This is a genomic window from Microbulbifer flavimaris (assembly GCF_001641755.2).
GTDB classification, from domain to species: domain Bacteria; phylum Pseudomonadota; class Gammaproteobacteria; order Pseudomonadales; family Cellvibrionaceae; genus Microbulbifer; species Microbulbifer flavimaris.
In genome coordinates, this window is record NZ_LRFG02000004.1 from 18,143 (window position 1) to 39,399 (window position 21,257).

Genomic DNA, 21,257 nt, shown 5'->3' on the forward strand with positions numbered 1-21,257 from the left:
GCCTTCATACTACTTTTTTCAAATTACATCGAGCAGCCTCCAGATCGAAGGTTGCGCGGCGCGACTACGTGGGGAACCCTAAGGCTCTCTTAAGCTGTTTCAGTAGTCTCGATGGCTTGTGTACTGAGGAATATTTTCAGGCTGCTACCGATTTCCTCATGATGCAGACCGTATTCAAACTGGGCCTTCATGTAGCCGAGCTTGTTGCCGCAGTCGTGGCTGTGGCCGACGATGCGGTAGGCTTCTACGGTTTGCTGCTTCAGCAGTTCATCGATCGCGTCGGTTAGCTGGATTTCCCCCCCGGCGCCAGGCTGAGTAGTGTCTAACAGGCTCCAAATCTCTGCGGGCAGTACATAGCGGCCGACGACGGCCATATTAGAGGGGGCGGCGTCTACTTCTGGCTTTTCTATCATGCCATCGATCTTGGCGGTGCCGCCGGTTTGCAGATCGGCACCCAGGCAATCCACCACACCGTATTTGCTGACCTGATCCCATTCCACGGCTTCCACCATTATCTGGCTGGCCTTGGTAGCTGCAAAGTTGCGCACCATGTCTGCCAGGTTGCTGGTGCTAAGGTCTGCAGCGTACTGGTCGATCAGTACATCCGGCAGCAGCACTGCGAAGGGGTTATCTCCCACCACCGGGCGCGCGCAGCTGATGGCGTGGCCCAGGCCTTTGGCCTCGGCCTGACGCACAGAAATCACCGTCACGTCTTTGGGCACGATGGAGCGCACTTCTTCCAGTAGCTGGCGCTTAAGGCGATTTTCCAGCTGGGCTTCGAGTTCGAAGGATGTGTCGAAGTGGTTCTCGATGGCGTTCTTGCTGGCGTGGGTAACCAACACGATTTCCTTGATGCCTGCTGCTACTGCCTCATTCACCACGTACTGGATCAACGGCTTGTCCACGATCGGCAGCATTTCTTTGGGGATGGCCTTGGTGGCGGGCAGCATGCGGGTGCCGAGGCCGGCGACCGGGATAACCGCTTTCTTGACTTGGTGCATCGTGCTTCCTTCTTGTTCTTGCGTTGCCATCGCCCGTCAGCTGGGCCGGATGAATCGTTTTCTTTCGGGATAGGCCAAAAGGACCATACCCAGAGGAGGCCTGGTGGAATCGACGGTATTGATTGGGATCGGCCGGGCACGCCAAACCTGATGGCGTACCCATGCCTGGAGACGCCGTTGCGCCCACCCCCATGGGCAGCAAGCGGCGTTGGTATGAGATGATTCCCCAATTCCCGCTGCTGATGATCAGCAGCGAACCCCCCGAGCCTGTCCTACTTCATGCCGCACTTGCGCTTTTTTGTGCCTTCGAGTGTTCGAGACGGCTGCCGGTGTTTGACCGTGGCCAGCCTCAGTAACGAGGCGTGCAAGTGCGATCTGTCTATTTAATAACCGCCGCCATTGGCGTCGGCTTCCCCACGTGACAGGCATCACACTTTATCAAAAACCGAGCCCTGTTCAAGATGAAGTGAATCCCTTTTGTCGTTTATTCATGACGGAATTTTGCCATCTGGTGTCACAGCCAGTTTTTTCAACTAGAAGGTACATTTGTGCCACTTATGGATCGTCGTCGTTTTGCCTTCTTGTGCCAGCTCGTAAAGTATTTTTGCCGGCGCCCGGCTTTCAGTGTTCATTTTCCATACGCCGCTCACTTGGCTGCGGGCATTCTCTCTTTCTCTAATTCCCGTTCTCTGTACTTCAGCTTCCATAAAGCATCATTTTCCATTCCCGGCGCGCGCCCTCACCTGAAATCGCGATTTCCTCGCACGATCATTTTTTGAGCTGCCAAACTGATTTGGCCAGCTGTGTGGCCGTTGGTGATGGTTTTTGGTGGTGCTCTATGGGTAGTGTCCTTTTTGTTTCAGCTTTGGGATCACGTTACAGGCTTTCGGGTTGCGGCTTGCGGCTCGGGCTGTGGGCCCTGCTCTGCCTGGGCTTGCTCTCAGCTGCCAATGCCCTGCCGGCCCGCACGCCACTGATGGCGCCGGGGTTATTGGCACAGATGAATGCACGTTTCGGACCAGAGGCGAGCGGGCGCTTACTGGGCTGGCAGCAGTTCGTCGAGGCCCAGGGTGGCGTCGGCGAGGGCTTGCGGCTGTGGCGGGTAAACCTTTTTCTGAACCGCGTTCCGTTTGTGGAGGACGCAGCCCATTGGGGGCTGGAGGATTACTGGGCCACACCCGCGGAGTTTGTCGCCTCCCGTGGCGGGGATTGTGAGGATTTTGCCATTGCCAAGTTGTTTACCCTGCAGGCGCTGGAGTTACCCACTGCACGGCTGCGGCTGATGTACGTGAATGCGCTGACGCTGAACCAGGCGCATATGGTGCTGCTGTATACCCCCTACCCCGGCGCCATGCCCCTGGTGCTGGATAACCTGACCAATACCGTAGTGCCAGCCACCCAGCGCAAAGATCTGGAACCGGTCTACAGTTTCAATTCCAGCGGGCTGTGGCTGGAGCCAGATTCCGCCACCCCCCGGCAGGTGCGGGACCACAGCGGCTCCCTGCTGTGGGAGGACCTGCGCCGGCGGCTGCAGGCACAGGGGCTGGATATTTAACGTCACCTCTCGTGACTAACAGCCAGTGGCGACCTGTGGCAACCGCCCGATGCCCAGAAGCTATCCATAGAAGCCCTGACGCTATCTAGAAAAAGACCCTGAAGATACCTATATAAGAAGGAAGATTTGTCATGGACCGACAAATTGCCGCCGCAGCGGGCAACCTGTTGCGGTTGTCGCTGCTGCTGGCGCTCACTCTGGCCGGCTGCCTGTGGCTGGCCATGGCCACCACGCGGGATTACCTGCAGGAGGAACTGCAGGGCAGCGCACGGGATAGCGCCAATACCCTGGCCCTGGCTCTGCGCCCCTACCTGGTTGAAGACGACACCCTCAGCCTGGAAACCGCCGTGACTGCCCTGGTACAGGGCGGGCATTACCAATCCATTATTGTGCGATCCACCGGCGGCGAAACACTGGTCAATAAATTTGCACCTACGCTACAGCCACTGGTACCGGAATGGTTTACCCGCTGGACGGCACTGCAACCGCCGCTGGCCGGTGCGACTATTGATGAGAGCTGGCAGCCGATTGCACAGGTACAGGTACAAATTCATCCGACTCCTGCGCAGCAACAGCTGTGGCGCCTGGCGAAGGGGTTTGCCGGCTTGGCACTGGCAGGGCTGGCGATGGTGCTGTTACTGGCCTGGCCACGTAGTGGCATGCTTGGAAAACGACAAAATAGCGGCCCAGCGATAATGACCTTGCCCGGCAACCGGCGGGATTTTGTCCGTGCATTGCGCCGCAGTGCCCGGCGGGCCAACCGCGCTGGCGGCGAGTTCTGGCTGGTGATCGACACTGGCAGCGGTTCACCAATCAATGGCTGCAATCGGCAGTCCAATAGTTCTGCGCTGGCGGAACTGCTGAGGGCGCACCTGGAAGCCTGGGTGCCCGGGGTGCAGCTCTATCAACTGAGCCCGCATGAGTTCGCGCTCAACCTGAGCCATAGCCACCATGCCGCGGCCTGTGGCCTGGCGGGCTGGTTGTGTGCCGCGCTGGGATCCGTGCAGCGGGGGGAGGAGAGGCAGCGAGAATCAGCAGGGCACAACCTGAACAATACCGGCCTGCGTGTTGCGGTGGTGCCGATGCCCGCAAATATTCACCTGCGCGCAGCGGTGGAACGCTGCAACTGGGCGTTTGCCCAGGCGCGGCAGCTGGAGGCGTTTGGTTGGTGTGTATACGGGGAGCACTCTGCTGCATCTGATATTCCGGTGTTGAAGGTGAAAGTGCGGCGCACGGCAGACAGCCCAACCGCCCCAATTACTGAAAAAGAAAAAGGCCTGGATAAAAAAACAGCGACCCAGCCGAGTCGGTATGAACCGGCGTGAACTCGACCAGCTTGCATTTAGCCAGCATCGATTGCCTGTGCGTGACAATGGCCCCAAATGGCTATTTGCGCTGCGTTCTTGGTTTGAGAAACTGTTAGCGCGTTTGTTGTGAGCTCTTCCCATTTGCGGTAGGGCCGGTACAATCAGGCGCAACTTTGGGGAAATACCACAAGATCAAAAAGGAGCCACCATGAAGAAGGCGGTTTGGGGGGTTGCACTGGGCGCGAGCTTGCTCAGTGGTGTCGCCACAGCGGGCGTAGCCGAATACATCAAAGCCGGTTACACCATGAACCAGGTTATCGCCAATGCGATTGCCGAGGGCACTGCGGTTGAAGCTGCGGTAACAGAAGCCCTGGCCGTTGCTCCGGAAGAGGCGGAAGCGATTGTCGCTGCTGCGGTTGCATCGCGCCCCAACAAGGCTCAGGAAATTGTCGATGCGGCCGTTGCCGCCGGCATGAAACCCCGTGATGCGGTTGCTGCAGCCATCTCCGGTGGCGCCGACCCGAGCACGGTTTCTGCGGCGACTGCTGCAGGCCGCTCTTCACTGGCTCCGGGCCGCAGCGGTGTAGCACCGGGCAGCCTGCGCGGCTCCCCGCCCCCGATCGCCGGTGCCGGCGGCGGTGGTGGTGACGACGCTGCCTCTGACAACTGATCACTACGGTGTACCAAGGAAAGGCCCCGCGAGGGGCTTTTCTTGTTTTGGGTTGGGGATAATGTTGGGTTGGGGCCGGGTGCCTGTAGTTCGGCGGGCGCAGAGGTATCTGGATACCGGCCTGCGCCGGTATGACGATGGAAGGGACGGCTCGACCACACGACACGACAATAACCACTGTCGTCATCCCGGACTTGATCCGGGATCCACAGACCACTGAGGGTTTTGATAGCCCAGTACTGAATACCGGCCTTCGCCGGTATGACGATGGAAGGGGCAGCCCGACCACACGACACAGCAATAACTTGTGTCGTCACCTCGGACTCGATCCGGGGTCCACAGGCCACTGGGCGGCCCCACAGCACGTCGATGCCAACCCAGTGCTGGATTCCGGCCTGCGCCGGCATGACGACGGAGGGTGTTTCCACCACCATCGTCACCCCGGACTTGATCCGGGGTCCATGGCCGCTGCAGGTTTGGATGGCTCGGTCGGTGCTGGATGCCGGCCTGCGCCGGCATGACGACGGAGGGTGTTTCCACCACCATCGTCACCCCGGACTTGATCCGGGGTCCATGGCCACAGCAGGTTTGGGTGGCTCAGTGGCTTATGGATGCCGGCCTGCGCCGGCATGACGACGGAGGGTGTTTCCACTACTGTCGTCACCCCGGGGTTGATCCGGGGTCCATGGCCACTGCAGGTCCGGATGGCTCGGTGGGTTATGGATGCCGGCCTGCGCCGGCATGACGACGGAGGGTGTTTGCACCACTGTCGTCACCCCGGACTTGATCCGGAGCCCAGAGCCACCGCAGGTCTGGATGGCCCGGTGGGTGCTAGATACCGGCCTGCTCCAGTATGATGACGGAAGGGAAACACTGGTAAGGCGTAGCGAGAGAGTCCTCTTTTTTGTACAAACTATTTATTGTTCACACGAATAGAAAAACAACAGCGATACACGAACAACACTCCTCCCATGATTGAAGCCAGCCCCCGCATCCAGCGCCTCGAGCGCGGCCTGTTTTATGCCTTTCTGGCGTTGCTGTTCTGGCTGCCGATTCCGCTGGGCTCGCATCGACCCTGGGCCTGGTCACTGGTGGAAGTGTGGGCATTTGCGCTGCTGGGTGGCTGGCTGGTGGTGAATGCCTACGCACCACGCCTGCATTCTCTCCGGCCCTATGCACCGTTACTGGGGCTGTTTGCGCTGTTCCAGCTGTGGGTGGGTTTGCAGGTGTTGCCGCTGCCGATCGGTTGGCTGGAAGCTATCTCCCCGGAGCGGGCGGCGCACTTCCTGGCTGCAGACCCGGCGATTGCTACCGGCACCCTTTCCCTCGACCCGAACCAAACCCGTATCGGTTTACTTAAAGGCTTGAGCTACTGGTGCCTGTTGTTTCTGGCCCTGGCACTGGTGAATACCTCTCGGCGGCTGAAACTGGCCGCATTGGTGATTGTGATTACCGGCACTTTCCAGGCGTTTTATGGGGTGCTGCTGGCGTTGTCCGGTTCTGAGACGACCTGGCTGCTGGGCTTTCCTAACAGCGATATTGCTACCGGCGGTTTCCGCTACAAGAATCACTTTGGCAACTTCCTGGTGCTGTGCCTGTGCTTTGGTACCGGCCTGCTGATTGCCAGCCTGTCCCGCAAGCGGGCAGGCTCAGTGCGGGAATTCTTGCGCGGTGCGCTGGCCACGCTGATGAACGGCAAGGCGGTGGTGCGCCTGTGCCTGGCGATGATGGTGATCGGTCTGGTGATGTCCCACTCGCGCATGCCCAATACGGCGTTTTTTGTCAGTCTCTCCATCACCGGTGTTCTGGGCCTGCTGCTGATCCGTAAGAAGAGCCGCAGCCTGACGGTTTTGCTGGCGAGCCTGCTCGCCATTGATATGTTTATTGTCGGCAGCTGGTTCGGGCTGGAGCGGGTAAAAAATAAGCTAGAAAACACCAGCTTCACCCAGGAAACCCGGGACGAAGTCGTTCGGGACGGGCTGGGTCTGATCGAGCAGTACCCGCTGGCCGGTACCGGCGGCGGCGGTTTTTATTCTGCCTTCCCTATGGTGAAGGGGCCAGACATACAGCAATACTACGACCTGGCCCATAACGATTACCTGCAGTTCGCCATCGAGTTCGGCCTGCCGGCGACACTGTTGCTGGGTGTAGCGGTATTGTGGAGCCTGGCCCTCGCCTTCAGCGCCCTGCGCCAGCGGCGCGACAGCCTGATGCAGGGCATGGCCTTTGCGGCGGTGATGGCGATCATTGCCGAACTGATCATGCTACTGACGGATTTCCACCTGCAGGCGCCGGCTACGGCGATTTATTTTCTGCTGTGCCTGGCGCTGGCCTGGCAGGCGCGGTTTATGCAGGTCGAGAAGTAAGTTTTTACTGACTTCTTCTTACCCATCCCCCTTACCGCCCCTTCTTATCCATCCTTCTTACCGCACTCAGCTTTTGTGAATGCTGGATGCCGTTACCGGATCAAGTCCGGTACAGGTTCTGCGCTGGCATGACGATGGGGAGTTATTAACCACCGTCGTCATCCCGGACTTGATCCGGGATCCAGTGGCGAGGGGAGCGAAACCCGGGCGGTTGTGGAAGGCTACCTTTGCCTGCTCTTCGCGCTGCGAGTGCATTCACCATCCTCCTCGCCAAACTTCTGACCTGTAACCCATTTCCTAACAGACATGCTTGTGATGATGGGGATTTATTCACCAGCTTTGCCGTTCTCCGCACCGATGCCATGCGCACGCGCCGTTGCACACCGTTATTTGCACCATTTTTTTACCTTTATCGGTAGGTGACAAAATAATTACTAGTAACCGCGCACGGCGATAGTGTGCGCTCTTTCTATTTTTATTATTGCCAGTACAATCATCCGCTTCATTGGGGAACTTTCTGAAAGACAACAACAAGGGATTCAGAATGAAGAAGACGTTTTTTTGGGGGCCATTGGGGGTCGCAGTGTTAGTTGTGGCGGTAGCCTACACCGCTTATGAATATTTTTATGGCGAGCCCAGTGAGGAGCAATCCGCTCAGGCAGAAATTGCCGAAGAAGTAAAAACTGAAGAAGCCACAGAAGTGCTCGCGGAAGACAAAGCCGCAGTGGCAGCTGAAGAAGAAATTGCAGAGGAAGCTGAAGAAACAGCTACAGAGGCTGCTGCAGAAGTGGCCGAGCCTGAGGCCGATACCACTCCAGCAGCGGAAGCAGCTGCAGTACTGCCTAAGGAACCCGCTCAGGCCGTCAAGCCGGCTGTGGCCCAATCAATGAACGAGACCGAAAGCAACAGCAAGCCGGCAGTGGCAGCACCGGCAGAAAAAGAGCCTGCACCGGTCGCCCGGGAGCCCGCGCCGGTAACTGAAGAAGAGCCGATGGTCGAAGCCCTGGCTGCTGCCGTGCAAGAAGCCGAAGCGGAGCAGGCTGGCAATGAGGAGAGCCTGCAGCTGGCCATGGCGGATACCGAAGAAGAGTCTGCCGAGCAGGACCTGGTAGTAATGCCCGCGGAAGAAGACGCAGCGAGCGATCAGCTCAGCATTGGTGAGCAGGTTCAGCGAGACATTGCTGCCAACCCGGAAAACGCCGATGCGATCATCGCCGATGCCGTGGCCGCCAACCCTGACCAGGCCAAGGAAATCACTGATGCCGCGGTAGCCGCTGGTGTGAATGAAAGCGATGCCGCTGCCGCAGCGATTGCCGGTGGTGCAGAGCCGAGCACTGTCTCCCCCGCTACTGCTGCGGGTGCTACTCCGCTGGCCACTGCCCGCACCCGCGCCGTACCCACCCTGCCCACACTGCCGCCGGTAGTGACTGGTGCCGGCGGTTGCGACGACAAGTGCCCGTCAAAGAACTGATACTTATTCGGTTCCAGTAAAAAAGGCCCTGCGGGGCCTTTTTTTGTTTCCGGCGTTACCGACTTTCGGTTTACTTGCAGATTCTGACCTTTCCGGGGCGACTGGCTCAGGGGAACATGGATACCGGCCTGCGCCGGCATGACGACGGAGGGTGTTTCCACCACCATCGTCACCCCGGACTTGATCCGGGGTCCACTTCCATAGCCAGCGTTGGTTCAAGCGTTATGAATACCAGTACCAGATCAAGTCCGGCACAGGCTCTATGGCGGCATGACGAAGAACCGCAGACAAAACTACTGTCGTCATCCCGGACTTGATCCGGGATCCACTCTTACAGCCGCAGGCTGGCGCAAAGCCCCTGGATACAGTTCGGGGCTGGCACGACAAGAGGTCAGTTTAGCGAGCAACTCAGGCTGGCAGGGTATGCTTTTCCCGCAGGACTTCGCGCAGCACCTCTTAAAGTGCGTTACTTCGGTGCCGCTGTTCAGTACCGGTTTCCCAAAATACGCCGGCTGTCCAGCATGTTGTTGGTCGGTTGCGGAGCTGCTAGCGGGAACTCGGTGTGGTAAACAGGATTGTGGTGTCGCAAGGCACTTGTTGAAGCATTACAAACTTTGCCGAGCGCTCCGCCCGGTAAAAAGAGCATCCCTGCAAAACGCCAGTGACCATATCGGGCGCGAGCCCGATCACTGGCATGTAGTCCATTACATTCAATACCTGGATCAGGATGCCCAGTTCTCGAAACACCAGGGATGCCCGGCAACCCTCCCCAAAGGGTCTGATACCCGGCCCGACATCCACCCGGGGCCCCTACCGGCAACGGCAAGTTGCCCCCCGGCTTGTGAGTTCCCCTCTCTTCCGGCGCGATCAGTATGCTAGCGATTAGCTGGGCGCTAGAGGACTGACGCGGCTGGGCGCGGTTAAACGCGATTCAGAGGGATGGCTTCCAACTCCAGGTGCCATGACAGCCGCATTCCGGGAGTTGCAATGCTTCCCACCACGGGATGCGTGCGGCGGTCCTGGCGAGCGGAGAATTCTACCGACCGCGGCTTTTCGTGGAATGGTCTAGATTCAAGTTCCGTCCAAGAAAACATGGAATGGAGCTGTCTTTGGCACAGACACCGACAAATGAGCGGATCGGCCAGAATATCAAGCATGTCCGCGAGGAAATTTACGGCATGACCCAGGAGCAGGTGGCCAGGAAGGTGGGCGTGTCGAAGAATGCGTGGTCGAAATACGAGACTGGCGAGGTGAGCCCCAAGCTGGAGACACTGCTGAAGTTTTTGCGCCTGCAGCCCAACTTTACCGTGGCGCCGGGCATCATCACCTCGGACTATATCGAAAAAGACAGCCCCTATTACATCATTGCGGTGTGCCTGATCACCGAGTACCTGTCCCGGCGCAACGGGGCCTTTCTGACGGTCTGGGCCCAGCACATTTTGTCGGACCTGATCTGGCAGGCAAACTCGATGGCGTTGAACAGGGAAGTCGATGAGATGATGGGAGCGGTACGGCGCCTGAGAGGCCCCTCGGCGAAGGAGTTTCTCAGCACCATGTCCACCATTGGCCTGGCGGACTATGGCGAGATCAGCAAACCGCGGGAGAGCGCTACCAAGAAATCCCCGAAAAAATCAGGGTAGCGGGTACCGGCCTGCGCCGGCATGACGACGGAGGGTATTTCCACCACTGTCGTCACCCCGGACTTGATCCGGGGTCCATGGCCACAGCAGGTTTGGATGGCTCAGCGGCTTATGGATGCCGGCCTGCGCCGGCATGACGGTGGGGGCGGTAAAGTCCGCCCTCGTCATCCCGGACCTGATCCGGGATCCAATTGTGGAGGCGCGTGAACTCCCGCGGTCTGTGGATGCCGGCCTGCGCCGGCATGACGACGGAGGGTATTTCCACCACTGTCGTCACCCCGGACTTGATCCGGGGTCCAGAGCCACAGCAGGTTTGGATGGCTCAGTGGCTTACGGACGCCGGCCTGCGCCGGCATGACGGTGGGGGCGGTAAAGTCCGCCCTCGTCATTCCGGACCTGATCCGGGATCCAGATTCACAGGGCAAGAAGGCAGAGCCGGACCTTATGCGCGCTGGTACTGGTCCTCGAAGCGCACGATGTCGTCTTCGCCCAGGTAAGAGCCGGACTGCACTTCGATCAGCTCCAGCGGGATGGAGCCCGGGTTTTCCAGCCGGTGGGTCACCCCCAGCGGGATATAGGTGGACTGGTTCTCGGTCACCAGCATCTCTTTATCACCATTGGTCACCATGGCGGTACCGCTGACCACGATCCAGTGCTCAGCGCGGTGGTGGTGCATCTGCAGGCTGAGCTTGGCACCCGGCTTGACCACGATGCGCTTCACCTGGAAACGGTCGCCGGCATCGACGGAATCGTAGAAGCCCCAGGGGCGGTAAACCTTGCGGTGGACCTGCGCTTCGGAGCGGTTCTCTGCCTTGAGCTGGTTCACTACTTTTTTGATGTCCTGCACGCGGTCCTTGGCGGCGACGAGAATGGCATCATCACTCTCCACCACGACCACATCTTCCAAGCCGACGGTGGCGATCAGCTTGCTGTCGCTCTGCACGTAGCAGCCCTTGGAGTCCTGCAGGATCACATCACCGCGGGTAGTGTTGCCGTTGTCGTCCTTGTCGGACACTTCCCACAGCGCCGACCAGGAGCCCACATCGCTCCAGCCGCAGTCCATGGGTACCACGACGGCATCGCGGGTCTTCTCCATCACGGCGTAGTCGATGGAGTCATCCGGGCAGGCGAGGAAGCTCTCCGCCGCAGGGCGCACAAAGTCGATATCGACGGCCGCGCCACTCATGGCCTTCTCGCAAGCGGCGAGCATATCCGGGCGGTGGGCTTTCAGTTCTTCCAGGTAACGGCTGGCGCGGAACAGGAACATGCCGCTGTTCCAGTAGAAATCACCGCTGGCTACGTATTTCTCAGCGGTAGCCAGGTCGGGCTTCTCGACGAACTCTTCCACGGCGAAGGCGGTGTCGCCATCGGCATTGCGACGGATATAGCCGTAGCCGGTCTCCGGGCCTGTCGGCACAATGCCGAAGGTCACCAGCTTGCCCTGCTCGGCATGAGGAATGGCTTTGTTCACTGCGTCCTGGAAAGCAGCCACATCGCGGATCACATGGTCAGCCGCCAGTACCAGCAGCAGCGGGTCGCTTTCGCTACCGACTGTTGCGCGCAATGCCGCGAGGGCCACTGCCGGTGCGGTATTGCGGCCGGCCGGTTCCAGCACGATGCCACTGTGGCCCTGCTTTGCTTCCCGCAGCTGCTCCGCCACGGTAAAGCGGTGGTCGTCACCACAGATGAGCAGCGGCGGCTGGTGCTCGAGGCCCTCCAGGCGCGCACAGGTTTCCTGCAGCATGGTGGATTCGCCCGTGAGGGGCAAAAACTGCTTGGGGAAGAGCTGACGGGAGAGGGGCCACAAACGAGAACCGGAACCACCGGCCATGATGACGGGCAGGATCATGCCATTACCTTCTTTTTTACTTCTCTGGAGGACTGCCGCACAAATCTTGATCGTTTTTTGATCGAGGCAGCATTACGCGAATTAGGGCGCCTAGTTTACTGATCGCTGAGAGGATTGCACGTGCAGGTAAGTGGCTACTTCGGCGCTTGGGGGACTTTATCTTGTCCTAGCATGACAGCTGAACAAACAAGCACCACCTTTGTCACCAGGGACTTCATCAGAGATCCAGCCCCCTGACAGGTACTGGTGCTCTGTGGTTTCTGGATGCCGGCCTGCGCCGGCATGACGACAAGGACATTAAAGCCCTCCTCGTCACCCCGGACCTGATCCAGGATCCAATTGTGGAGATGCGAGAAGCCCCGAGGGTTGTGGATGCCGGCCTGCGCCGGCATGACGATGTGGGCTGTAAAATTGCCCCTCGTCACCCCGGACTTGATCCGGGGTCCAGAGCCACAGCAGGTTTGGATGGCTCAGTGGCTTATGGATGCCGGCCTGCGCCGGCATGACGACAAGGACATTAAAGCCCTCCTCGTCACCCCGGACCTGATCCAGGATCCAATTGTGGAGATGCGTGAACCCCCGCGGTCTGTGGATGCCGGCCTGCGCCGGCATGACGACAAGAGATTGACCACCCACAGCCGTCATCCCGGACTTGATCCGGGATCCAGTCCCCCAACAGCTTCAAGTGCTCGGTGGTTTCTGGATACTAACCAGCGCCGGTATGGCGATGAAGGAGAGCTAATCCCCTGCTGTCGCGCCAGACCTGATTCGGGGTCCAATTCCTGCCCCGGATGACACTGACGACAGCCTCCCCGAAGGTGTCACCAGAATCCACCGCGTCTTGCTGACCACCTCTCGTTTTTTGCTTTTTCCGCTTGATCGGGCGCAGGCTTTGGAAAAAGGTTTGAATGCCGGCGTTTATCTCCGCAACCCTCCTGCCCAGAGTCTCCGGGCAATGGCTGCCGGACAACGCCGCAGGTAAGGACGCCACTCGCCAACCTTGGGCTTGGTGTACCCACCACCTACCCACTCCAACGCAAATCTAGGGAGAACAATAAGAATGAAATCCATTCTACAGGGGTCCCGCATTACTGCTGCTGCGCTCGCCGTTACCCTCGGCGCTGCCGCTTTCAGCAGCCAAACTGCTGCTGCAGGCAAAGACTATTCCAATGTGCCGCAGCGCATCATCGTGCAATACAGTGACACGCAACAGCGCGACTGGCCGGCACAGGCCAAGGCGTTTGGTGCGCGCGGCGGTGTGAACCTGGCCCATGTGCGCGGCATGGCGCTGCGCGACCGGCAGGTATACCGGCTGACCCAACGCATGCCGGCCGCGCAACTGGATAAATTCATGGCGGCACTCGAAGCCGACCCGAACGTGGTATCGGTGGAAGAAGATGCGCTGATGCAGCCGCAGTTCGTGCCCAACGATACTTCCTACAACGTCCAGTGGCACTACTTCGAGCCCACCGGCGGCATCAACCTGGAGGCGGCCTGGGACAAGCAGACCGGCACCGGCGCCACCGTGGCGGTACTGGATACCGGCTACGTATTCCACTCAGACCTGGATGCCAACATGCTGGCCGGGTATGACTTTATCAGTGATACCTTCGTGTCCAACGACGGCGACGGCCGCGACGGTGATGCCAGCGACCCGGGCGATGCGGTGAGCTTCAACGAGTGCAGTTTCTTGAGCCCGGCCCGGGACAGCAGCTGGCACGGCACCCATGTGGCCGGTACTGTCGCTGCGGTGACGAACAACGGCAAGGGCGTTGCCGGGGTCGCGTTCGATGCGAAAGTGGTCCCGGTACGTGTACTGGGTAAATGTGGTGGCTACCTTTCCGATATTGCCGACGGTATCGTCTGGGCTTCCGGTGGCAGTGTTGCCGGGGTGCCGGTGAATGCCAACCCGGCTCAGGTAATCAACATGAGCCTGGGCGGCAGCGGTGCCTGTGATTCCACCTACCAGGCCGCGATCGATACCGCCGTGGCCAACGGCGCAACCGTGGTGGTGAGTGCCGGCAACAGCGATGCCGATGCCTCCGGCTTCCGCCCGGCCAGCTGTAACAATGTCATTTCAGTAGCCGCCACCGAGCGCTTTGGGGCCAGGGCCTACTACTCCAACTTCGGTTCCATCGTGGATCTGAGTGCGCCGGGTGGTGACCTGCAGTACGCCAGCGATCACGGTGTGGCTTCCACTTTAAACGACGGCCTGACCAGCCCGGGCAATGAGAGCTATGCCTATTATCAGGGCACTTCCATGGCGGCCCCCCACGTCTCCGGTGCTGCGGCCCTGCTCTATGCCACCGACAGCAGCCTGACCCCGGCCCAGGTGGAGAGCACCCTGAAATCCACTGCCCGCCCACTGCCAGGCGCCTGTAGCGGTGGCTGTGGTACCGGTATTATCGATGCCAGTGCGGCCATCGATGCGGTAGGCGGCGGTGGCGGTACACCCACCAACCAGGCTCCCACCGCAGCCTTCACGTTCAGTGCCAGCGATCTGTTCGTGACCTTTACCGATGCCAGCTCCGATAGCGATGGTAGCGTCGTCAGTTATAGCTGGGACTTTGGGGACGGCGGTACCTCCACCGACCAGAATCCCACTTATACCTACGCCGCAGCGGGCACCTACTCGGTCACCCTCACCGTCACCGATGACGATGGCGCGACCGATAGCGATACCCAGTCTGTCACGGTCACTGATGGCAGCGGTGGCCCCACCAGTGACGGCTTTACGCAGACCAATATCAACCTCGGGCGGGATGAGTGGCAGTACTTCACCATTGAGGTACCCGCAGGTGCTACAAGCCTGGATGTTTCCACTTCCGGCGGTAGCGGCAATGTGGACCTCTACGTGCGCTTTGGTGCCAACCCTAACCGTTCGACTTACGACTGCAAGGATGGCGGTGGTGGCAACAACGAAAGCTGCACCATCACCAATCCGGCAGCCGGTACCTGGCACATCGGCCTGGAAGCCAGGCGCCGTGGCGCCAGTGGCGTGCAGCTGGATGCCTACTGGAGCAGCAACTGATTTAGCTTCCTGATTTTTCAGTAAACACAAGGGGCGCAATGCGCCCCTTTCTCTTGCTGACAGCCTGCGCTCTTGTCAGACATGATCAACGTATCCGACGCCGGGCTGACTTTTCCTCAATACTCAATGTCGAACGGCTGTTGATGCAGATCAACTCGCCTGTGGTAGCTACCGGTAATATCCACATATCTGACCCCGGAGGCACCAATTTAACCTCCAATCGATACAAGGAGATGTGAAATGCTGAGTATCAAAAAGCACGGAGAGAACCGACTCGAAATCGAGTTTTCCGGCGACCTGAACGGCAAAGAGATGGAAAAAGGCCTGGACGATTTTGTCGCTCTCTCACAAGGTATTGATGAGGGCAGAATGCTGTATCGTATCCGGGATTTTCACCTGCCGAGTTTCGGGGCCATGGTGATCAAGTTCTCCCGCCTGCCGGAACTGCTGCGCACCATGGCGCACTACGACCGGGTAGCAATACTGACCGACACCGACTGGCTGCAGACGGTTGCCGAACTGGAGGGCAAGCTGTTTCCGGGACTGGAGATCAAGGCGTTTGACCTGGATGAGGAGGACGAGGCAGCAGCCTGGTTGGTGGACGGTGTCGCACAGCTGGCCTGAAGCTCAGCCCTGGATGCCGGCCTGCGCCGGCATGACGACAAACCCAAAGCACACGACTGTCGTCATCCCGGACTTGATCCGGGATCCATTTGCACTGGAAGACCATTCAGCTCTGCTGCGCGGGCAATCCCAGTGGACTCTGGATACCGGCCTGCGCCGGCATGACGACAAAACCAAAGCACACCACTGTCGTCATCCCGGACTCGATCCGGGATTCATTTCTACTGGAAGACCATTCAGCTCTGCGGTGCTGGCACACTCAGTGGACTCTGGATACCGGCCTGCGCCGGCATGACGACAAACCCAAAGCACACCACTTTCGTCATTCCGGATTCGATCCGGGATCCACTTGCATGGGAAGACCATTCAGCTCTTCGGCGCGGGCCCACCCAGTGGGCTCTGGATACCGGCCTGCGCCGGCATGACGACAAACCCAAAGCACACCACTGTCGTCATCCCGGACTTGATCCGGGATCCATTTACACGGCAAGACCACTCAGCTCTGCGGGGTGGGCACACGCAGTGGACTCTGGATACCGGCCTGCGCCGGCATGACGACAAGCCTAAAGCACTCCACTGTCGTCATCCCGGACTTGATCCGGGATCCATTTGTACTGGAAGACCATTCAGCTCTTCGGTGCTGGCACACTCAGTGGACTCTGGATACCGGCCTGCGCCGGCATGACGACAACCCCAAAGCACTCCACTGTCGTCATCCCGGGCTCGATCCGCGATCCATTTGCACTGGGAGACCATTCAGCTCTTCGGTGCTGGCACACTCAGTGGACTCTGGATACCGGCCTGCCGGCATGACGACAAACTGAAGCACACCACTGTCGTCATTCCGGACTCGATCCGGAATCCATTTGCACTGGAAGACCATTCAGCTCTTCGGTGGTGGCACACTCAGTGGACTCTGGATACCGGCCTGCGCCGGTATGACGATAAAGCTGGGGTCGGCCCTTCCCTCATCATCCCGGACTTGATCCGAGATCCACTCACACCCTTTCCGCTTTAGCCAAAATCCTGCTTTTCCATCCACGGAATAATCCGCTCAAACGCCTGCTCGATATTTTCGATAGAGGTGGCGTAGCTGATGCGGATGGCATTGCGGCAGGATTCGCCGAAGGTATCGCCGGCGATGGTGCAGACGCCGGTCTCACGCAACATGCGCAGGGCGACGTTGTTGCCGTTGACCCCCTCTGGCAAGGCGGGGAACAGATAGAAAGCACCTTCCGGGGTGTAACCCTCCAGGTAGGGCGTCTGTTCAACCAGTTGCACGAGTCGGTCGCGACGCTGGCGGTAGGTTTCGATGGTCTTGTCCACATACGAGCGATCACCCCGCAGTGCCGCCACCCCGGCCCACTGGCAGGGGGTATTGGCAACAGTGGTGGTGAACATATGGTAGCGGCGCAATTTGCGGATGGCGCCCTGGCTGGCGATCAGCCAGCCAATACGCATGCCCGCCATGCTGAAAGTCTTGGAAAAGCTACTCATGATCATGACGTGATCCAGATCTGAGCAGCAGGACAAAACGCTGGCGTAATCGCGGTTGTCGTAGATCAGGTGATCGTAGACTTCGTCGCTCAGTACATAGATACCGCGATAGGCGGCTTCCTGCACAATGGCTTCTACTGTCTCTCGCGGATAGACAGTGCCGGTGGGGTTGCTGGGGGAATTCAGGATGATGGCATGGGTGTTGCCGTCAATCGCATCGATGACCTCCTGAGGGTCCAGCTGGTGATTGTTTTCCGCCCGTGTGGGGATGTATTTCACCTCGCCGCCATTCATGCGGATCAACGGTGCGTACAGCATGAAAGACGGATCCGGCACGATAAATTCCCGCCCCGGCGCGGACACGGCGGTGAGAGCCAGGTAAATAGCCTCGGTAGCGCCGGTGGTGACGAGAATGTTTTCCGGCGAGATTGGCCGCCCATACCGCTCGGTGTTGTACTCCGCCAGTGCCTCCAGCAGTTCAGGCAACCCGGCATCCATGGTGTAACCGGTCTGCCCCGCCTCCAGCGCATCGATGGTGGCCTGGATCACATGGGGCGGCGTGGGCGCATCCGGCTGGCCGATGGACAGGTGAATCACATCGTCCATGGTGGCCGCCAAGTTCACCATCTTGCGGATACCGGGCACCGGAATGGTCAGCAGTGCCGGGTTCCAGACCGGATCCTCGGACTCGTAGAAATCAAAATCCAGCCGACTCACGCCTGCGCCCCTTCAGCCGCATTTTCATAAAAAAGCTCGGGACGCTTGTCGGTGAGTGGCGCTGCCAGCTGGTAGGCCTGGCCCGCGCGCATTACGAGGGCATCCTCGAATTTGCGGCCGACAATCTGCAGGCCGATGGGCAGGCCATCGCTGGAGAAACCACAGGGTACCGACAGCGCCGGCTGGCCGGTGAGGTTGAACGGATAGGTAAACGGTGTCCACGACGGCCAGCGGGTGCTGGGCCAGTCTTCGGGCACCTCGCGCCCTGCCTTGAAGGCGGTAATCGGCAGCGTGGGTGTGAGCAGGAGATCATATTTACGATGGAAGCTGACCATCCGCTCGCACAGTGCCATGCGCTCGTTGACGGCGCCGAGGTAATCCAGCATGGACAGTTGCGCGGCTTTTTCCGACACCGCTACCAGCTGCGGATCCATCAGGCCGCGCTGGCGCTTGTTGAGGTCTCGCAGGGCATTGGCAGCGCCGCCGTAAAAGAGGTGGCCGAATGGCGCCAGGGGATCGTCGAAGCCGGGCGCTACCTCCACAATTTCTGCACCGAGGGACTGCAGCAAGTGCGCGGCCTTGCGCACACTCTCTTCCACTTCCTGCTCCACCTGCACGTAGCCCAGCGTGGCGCTGAAGGCGATCTTCAACCCTTTCAGTAATTCACCGGGTTCACCGCGGATGGCCGCGAGGTAATCGATCCCGCGCCGGGGAATGGCGTTGGTGTCGCGGTCGTCCGCCTCACTGAGCACATTCATCATTAACGCGCAGTCGGCAACGGTCCAGGTCATGGGGCCGGCGTGGGCGAGGGTGCCGAAGGGGCTGGCAGGCCAGTGGGGCACTTCGCCAAAGCTGGGCTTCAGGCCCACATGGCCACAGAAACCTGCTGGGATGCGGATGGAACCGCCGGCATCAGTGCCCAGCGCCAGTGGCCCCATGCCCAGCGGTACCGCCGCGGCGCTGCCACCACTGGAACCACCGGCGGTCTTGTCCGGGTTCCAGGGGTTGCGGGTGACGCCGTCGATAGGATTATCAGTAACGCCTTTCCAGCCGAATTCCGGCGTCGTGGTCTTGCCCAGCGGCACGTAACCGTTGCGCTCCAGTGCCGCCACGGCAGGCGCCGACTTGTCCAATGTGGATTTGGGGTCGATAGTCTTGGAGCCCTTCAGGGTGGGCCACATGGGGGTAAGGAACACGTCCTTGATCGCCACGGGCACGCCATCCAGCTGGCCGCGGGTCTCACCGGACTGATAGCGCTGCTCGGAGGCGCGGGCAAACTGCAGGGTGGTGTCCCGGTCGACCAGGTTGTAGGCGTTGACGGCAGGGTTGCACCGCTCGATCTGTTTGAGCAGTGCCTCGGTGACCTCAACGGGGGAAAATGATTTGTCCCGATAGCCTTGGAGCAATTCGAGAGCGGTCATGGCGACGAAATCATTCATCCGCGTGTCCTCTTTCCTTATTAGCTGTATAAGCTGTCTGTTCTTTTTAGCTGCCCCCCTATCCTAGTACTCACTGGCGCGTTTTCGGGCTTGTTGTTGTTGAACCAGACGCCCCGATTTTCACCATCCAGATGAATAAGGCGCCACCCACGCTCAGGGCTCGGACTTCTGCGTCGAACGGGGAACTCTGGGGCGCAATCCGGTCACACTGCACATCAAGCCAGCATCAGGTTCCGCAAATTTTGCGACAGGCATCACAATTCACCGATTCTCTTCAGGTTGTAGTCAGCCCCATTGCGATACCTTAGGCGCCCTGATCATCACGGTTACTGGGGAAAGGAAAACTCGTGAATACCGCCAAGAGAGTCGCCATGCTGGCGACCGCAGCGCTGCTACTGAACGGCTGCGCCACCATGAGTGAAGAGGAATGCATCACCGCCGACTGGCACACCCTCGGCTACGAGGACGGCGCGGCCGGCCAGACCGTGGCCATGCTGGGCAAGCGCCGCCAGGCCTGTGCCGATCACGGTGTACAGCCGGATGCCAATGCCTACCGGGCGGGTCGTGATCAGGGGCTGGAGCTGTACTGCACCGAGATGCGCGGATATCGCATTGGCCGCGCCGGCGGCAGTTACGGCGGTGTCTGCCCGCGAGACCTGGAAGGTGTCTTCCTGGTGGGCTACGAATCGGGGCGCGAACTGTACCGGGCGCAGCGGGCAGTGAATGAAGTTGCCAACGCCATCGAGAGCGCCCACAACGAGCGCGAACATATCCTCGACGACATCACCGAAATGAGTGCGCACCTGGTAAGCGATGAGGCGACCAAGGAAGAGCGCATCGAGCTACTGGCGGATATCGCCCGGCTCAAGACCCGCCATACGGAGCTGGGCCATGAGATCGAGGAGATGGAACACGAGCTGGTGCTGAGGGAAGCGGCATTCCACGAGGTGGAGATGCGCACGCCCTACAAATAAAGCCAGGGTTGTCGAATTGAAAAGCGCGCAGCGGATACTGCGCGTTTTTTATTGCCGGTAATTTACTCGCTCTTACTGGCCTTTTCTGACACTACTTGAGAATGCCCTCTTCCACCGCACCCTGAAGCCGGGCCTGCAATACCTCCCATAGCGCACTGCTGCCTTTGCCGATGCGGCTATTGAGTTGCAGGACTTTTTCCTTCGGCACACTGTGCTCACGCCAGCTGTGGCCGCCGCCGTGCAGGTTGTGCAGCAACGGGGGGACACGATCCACGGCGCGGGCGTAACGGGAGTCCGCGCTCTCGCCCGCTTCAAACTCTTGCCACAGGGCAAAATATTCTTCCAGCTTATTACCGGGCAGCATTGCAAGGATACGCTTTACCCCCTCCGCCTCTGCCTGCTTTTGCTCGGGGGTCTCGCTGGCATAGATAATGGTATCCCCCGCGTCGATCTCGCCCAGGTCGTGGATCAGCAGCATGCGGATGACCCGGTTGATATCGACAGGCTCATCGGCGAAGTCTTTCAGCATCAGTGCGGACAGGCACACGTGCCAGCTGTGCTCGGCGGAATTCTCGTACCGGTCCATGCCCACCGGGCGGGTATTGCGCACCACGGTTTTGAGCTTTTCGATCTCGACGATAAAGGCCAGGGTTTGCTCAATGTTTTTAAGGGTCTGTGAATCACTCACTCCGCTGCGCCCTCCCTGTCCGCCGGGTGGTTGACCCCATCCATCACCGGCACGGCCCCCAGGTCAAAGGGATTGACCCCGTCCAGGCACGCCAAATTAAAGCCGTACTGCTCCAGATTGGAGCGACGCTGGTGATGGGTGTAAACACCGCAGTTGCCGCAGAAGTAATGCCTGGCGGTGTTGGTATTGAACTGGTACAGGCGCAGGTGCTCCTGCCCTCTGACAATTCGGATACCGGATAGCGGCACCGAAGCGGCAATGGCGCCACGGCGGCGGCACAGGGAGCAATCGCAGCGGCGCGGGTCGACGATGCCATCCGGCAGGCTCAGTTCCAGCTCCACCGCCCCGCAGTGACAGGTGGCACGGTGTCGTGGACCGATCTCGGTCGGGCCGATTTTTTTAATCATTATTTTTCCCTGAGCTTTATT

General features: G+C 59.6%; 16 protein-coding genes. 9 read left to right on the forward strand and 7 right to left on the reverse strand.

Going from position 1 to position 21,257, the window contains the following annotated elements; all coding sequences use genetic code 11:
• Window positions 1–89 precede the first annotated feature (89 nt).
• Together galU and AWR36_RS16230 are read right to left on the reverse strand one after the other, a co-directional pair.
• Window positions 90–1,001 carry a UTP--glucose-1-phosphate uridylyltransferase GalU gene (gene galU, locus AWR36_RS11550; protein WP_067085072.1) on the reverse strand — a complete coding sequence of 304 codons (912 nt, stop codon included), beginning with the start codon at window positions 999–1,001 and terminating at the stop codon, window positions 90–92.
• Window positions 1,002–1,534: 533 nt separating this feature from the next.
• A complete protein-coding gene (locus AWR36_RS16230; protein ID WP_156417399.1) occupies window positions 1,535–1,708 on the reverse strand; it encodes a hypothetical protein in 174 nt (57 codons plus the stop codon).
• 191 nt (window positions 1,709–1,899) lie between these two features.
• On the opposite strand from AWR36_RS16230, the gene AWR36_RS11555 reads away from it, so the two are divergent.
• The 6 genes from AWR36_RS11555 to AWR36_RS11585 all read left to right on the forward strand — a co-directional run bounded on the left by AWR36_RS11555 (window position 1,900) and on the right by AWR36_RS11585 (window position 10,010).
• Window positions 1,900–2,556: a transglutaminase-like cysteine peptidase gene (locus AWR36_RS11555; protein ID WP_067085074.1), complete on the forward strand. Its 657-nt coding sequence runs from the start codon at window positions 1,900–1,902 to the stop codon at window positions 2,554–2,556.
• Between the two features lie 131 nt (window positions 2,557–2,687).
• Window positions 2,688–3,881, forward strand: a complete 1,194-nt coding sequence (locus AWR36_RS11560; RefSeq protein WP_067085076.1) for a LapD/MoxY N-terminal periplasmic domain-containing protein — start codon at window positions 2,688–2,690, stop codon at window positions 3,879–3,881.
• A 190-nt stretch (window positions 3,882–4,071) separates the two neighbouring features.
• A complete protein-coding gene (locus tag AWR36_RS11565; protein WP_067085079.1) occupies window positions 4,072–4,533 on the forward strand; it encodes a hypothetical protein in 462 nt (153 codons plus the stop codon).
• A gap of 971 nt (window positions 4,534–5,504) precedes the next feature.
• Entirely contained in the window at window positions 5,505–6,899 is a 1,395-nt protein-coding gene (locus tag AWR36_RS11570) for an O-antigen ligase family protein (protein WP_067085081.1), read from the forward strand.
• Window positions 6,900–7,491: 592 nt separating this feature from the next.
• Window positions 7,492–8,370 (forward strand): hypothetical protein, encoded by an 879-nt coding sequence (locus AWR36_RS11575; protein ID WP_067085084.1) that lies wholly within the window; start codon window positions 7,492–7,494, stop codon window positions 8,368–8,370.
• A 1,097-nt stretch (window positions 8,371–9,467) separates the two neighbouring features.
• The gene (locus AWR36_RS11585; RefSeq protein ID WP_067085090.1) at window positions 9,468–10,010 is read left to right on the forward strand and encodes a helix-turn-helix domain-containing protein; all 543 of its coding nucleotides are present in this window, start codon (window positions 9,468–9,470) and stop codon (window positions 10,008–10,010) included.
• A gap of 442 nt (window positions 10,011–10,452) precedes the next feature.
• Here the strand turns inward: AWR36_RS11585 and AWR36_RS11590 are convergent, their stop codons facing one another.
• Entirely contained in the window at window positions 10,453–11,859 is a 1,407-nt protein-coding gene (locus tag AWR36_RS11590; protein ID WP_067085093.1) for a mannose-1-phosphate guanylyltransferase/mannose-6-phosphate isomerase, read from the reverse strand.
• A gap of 1,060 nt (window positions 11,860–12,919) precedes the next feature.
• Between AWR36_RS11590 and AWR36_RS16435 the strand changes: the two genes are divergently transcribed.
• Together AWR36_RS16435 and AWR36_RS11605 are read left to right on the forward strand one after the other, a co-directional pair.
• Window positions 12,920–14,890: a S8 family serine peptidase gene (locus tag AWR36_RS16435; RefSeq protein ID WP_067085098.1), complete on the forward strand. Its 1,971-nt coding sequence runs from the start codon at window positions 12,920–12,922 to the stop codon at window positions 14,888–14,890.
• Between the two features lie 240 nt (window positions 14,891–15,130).
• Window positions 15,131–15,514: a SpoIIAA family protein gene (locus AWR36_RS11605; RefSeq protein WP_067085100.1), complete on the forward strand. Its 384-nt coding sequence runs from the start codon at window positions 15,131–15,133 to the stop codon at window positions 15,512–15,514.
• Window positions 15,515–16,528: 1,014 nt separating this feature from the next.
• Here AWR36_RS11605 and AWR36_RS11610 read toward each other — a convergent pair.
• Window positions 16,529–17,728, reverse strand: coding sequence for a pyridoxal phosphate-dependent aminotransferase (locus AWR36_RS11610; protein WP_067085102.1), 1,200 nt, complete (start codon window positions 17,726–17,728; stop codon window positions 16,529–16,531).
• Entirely contained in the window at window positions 17,725–19,167 is a 1,443-nt protein-coding gene (locus AWR36_RS11615; RefSeq protein WP_067085104.1) for an amidase, read from the reverse strand. The genes AWR36_RS11610 and AWR36_RS11615 overlap by 4 nt, the downstream gene beginning before the upstream one ends.
• Window positions 19,168–19,514: 347 nt before the next feature.
• Between AWR36_RS11615 and AWR36_RS11620 the strand changes: the two genes are divergently transcribed.
• On the forward strand, window positions 19,515–20,141 hold the full coding sequence (locus AWR36_RS11620) for a DUF2799 domain-containing protein (RefSeq protein WP_141398527.1): 627 nt from the start codon (window positions 19,515–19,517) through the stop codon (window positions 20,139–20,141).
• Window positions 20,142–20,232: 91 nt separating this feature from the next.
• Here the strand turns inward: AWR36_RS11620 and AWR36_RS11625 are convergent, their stop codons facing one another.
• Complete coding sequence (locus AWR36_RS11625) at window positions 20,233–20,829, reverse strand: HD domain-containing protein (protein ID WP_067085108.1); 597 nt, start codon at window positions 20,827–20,829, stop codon at window positions 20,233–20,235.
• Window positions 20,826–21,236: a GFA family protein gene (locus AWR36_RS11630; RefSeq protein WP_067085111.1), complete on the reverse strand. Its 411-nt coding sequence runs from the start codon at window positions 21,234–21,236 to the stop codon at window positions 20,826–20,828. The genes AWR36_RS11625 and AWR36_RS11630 overlap by 4 nt, the downstream gene beginning before the upstream one ends.
• Window positions 21,237–21,257: the final 21 nt, after the last annotated feature.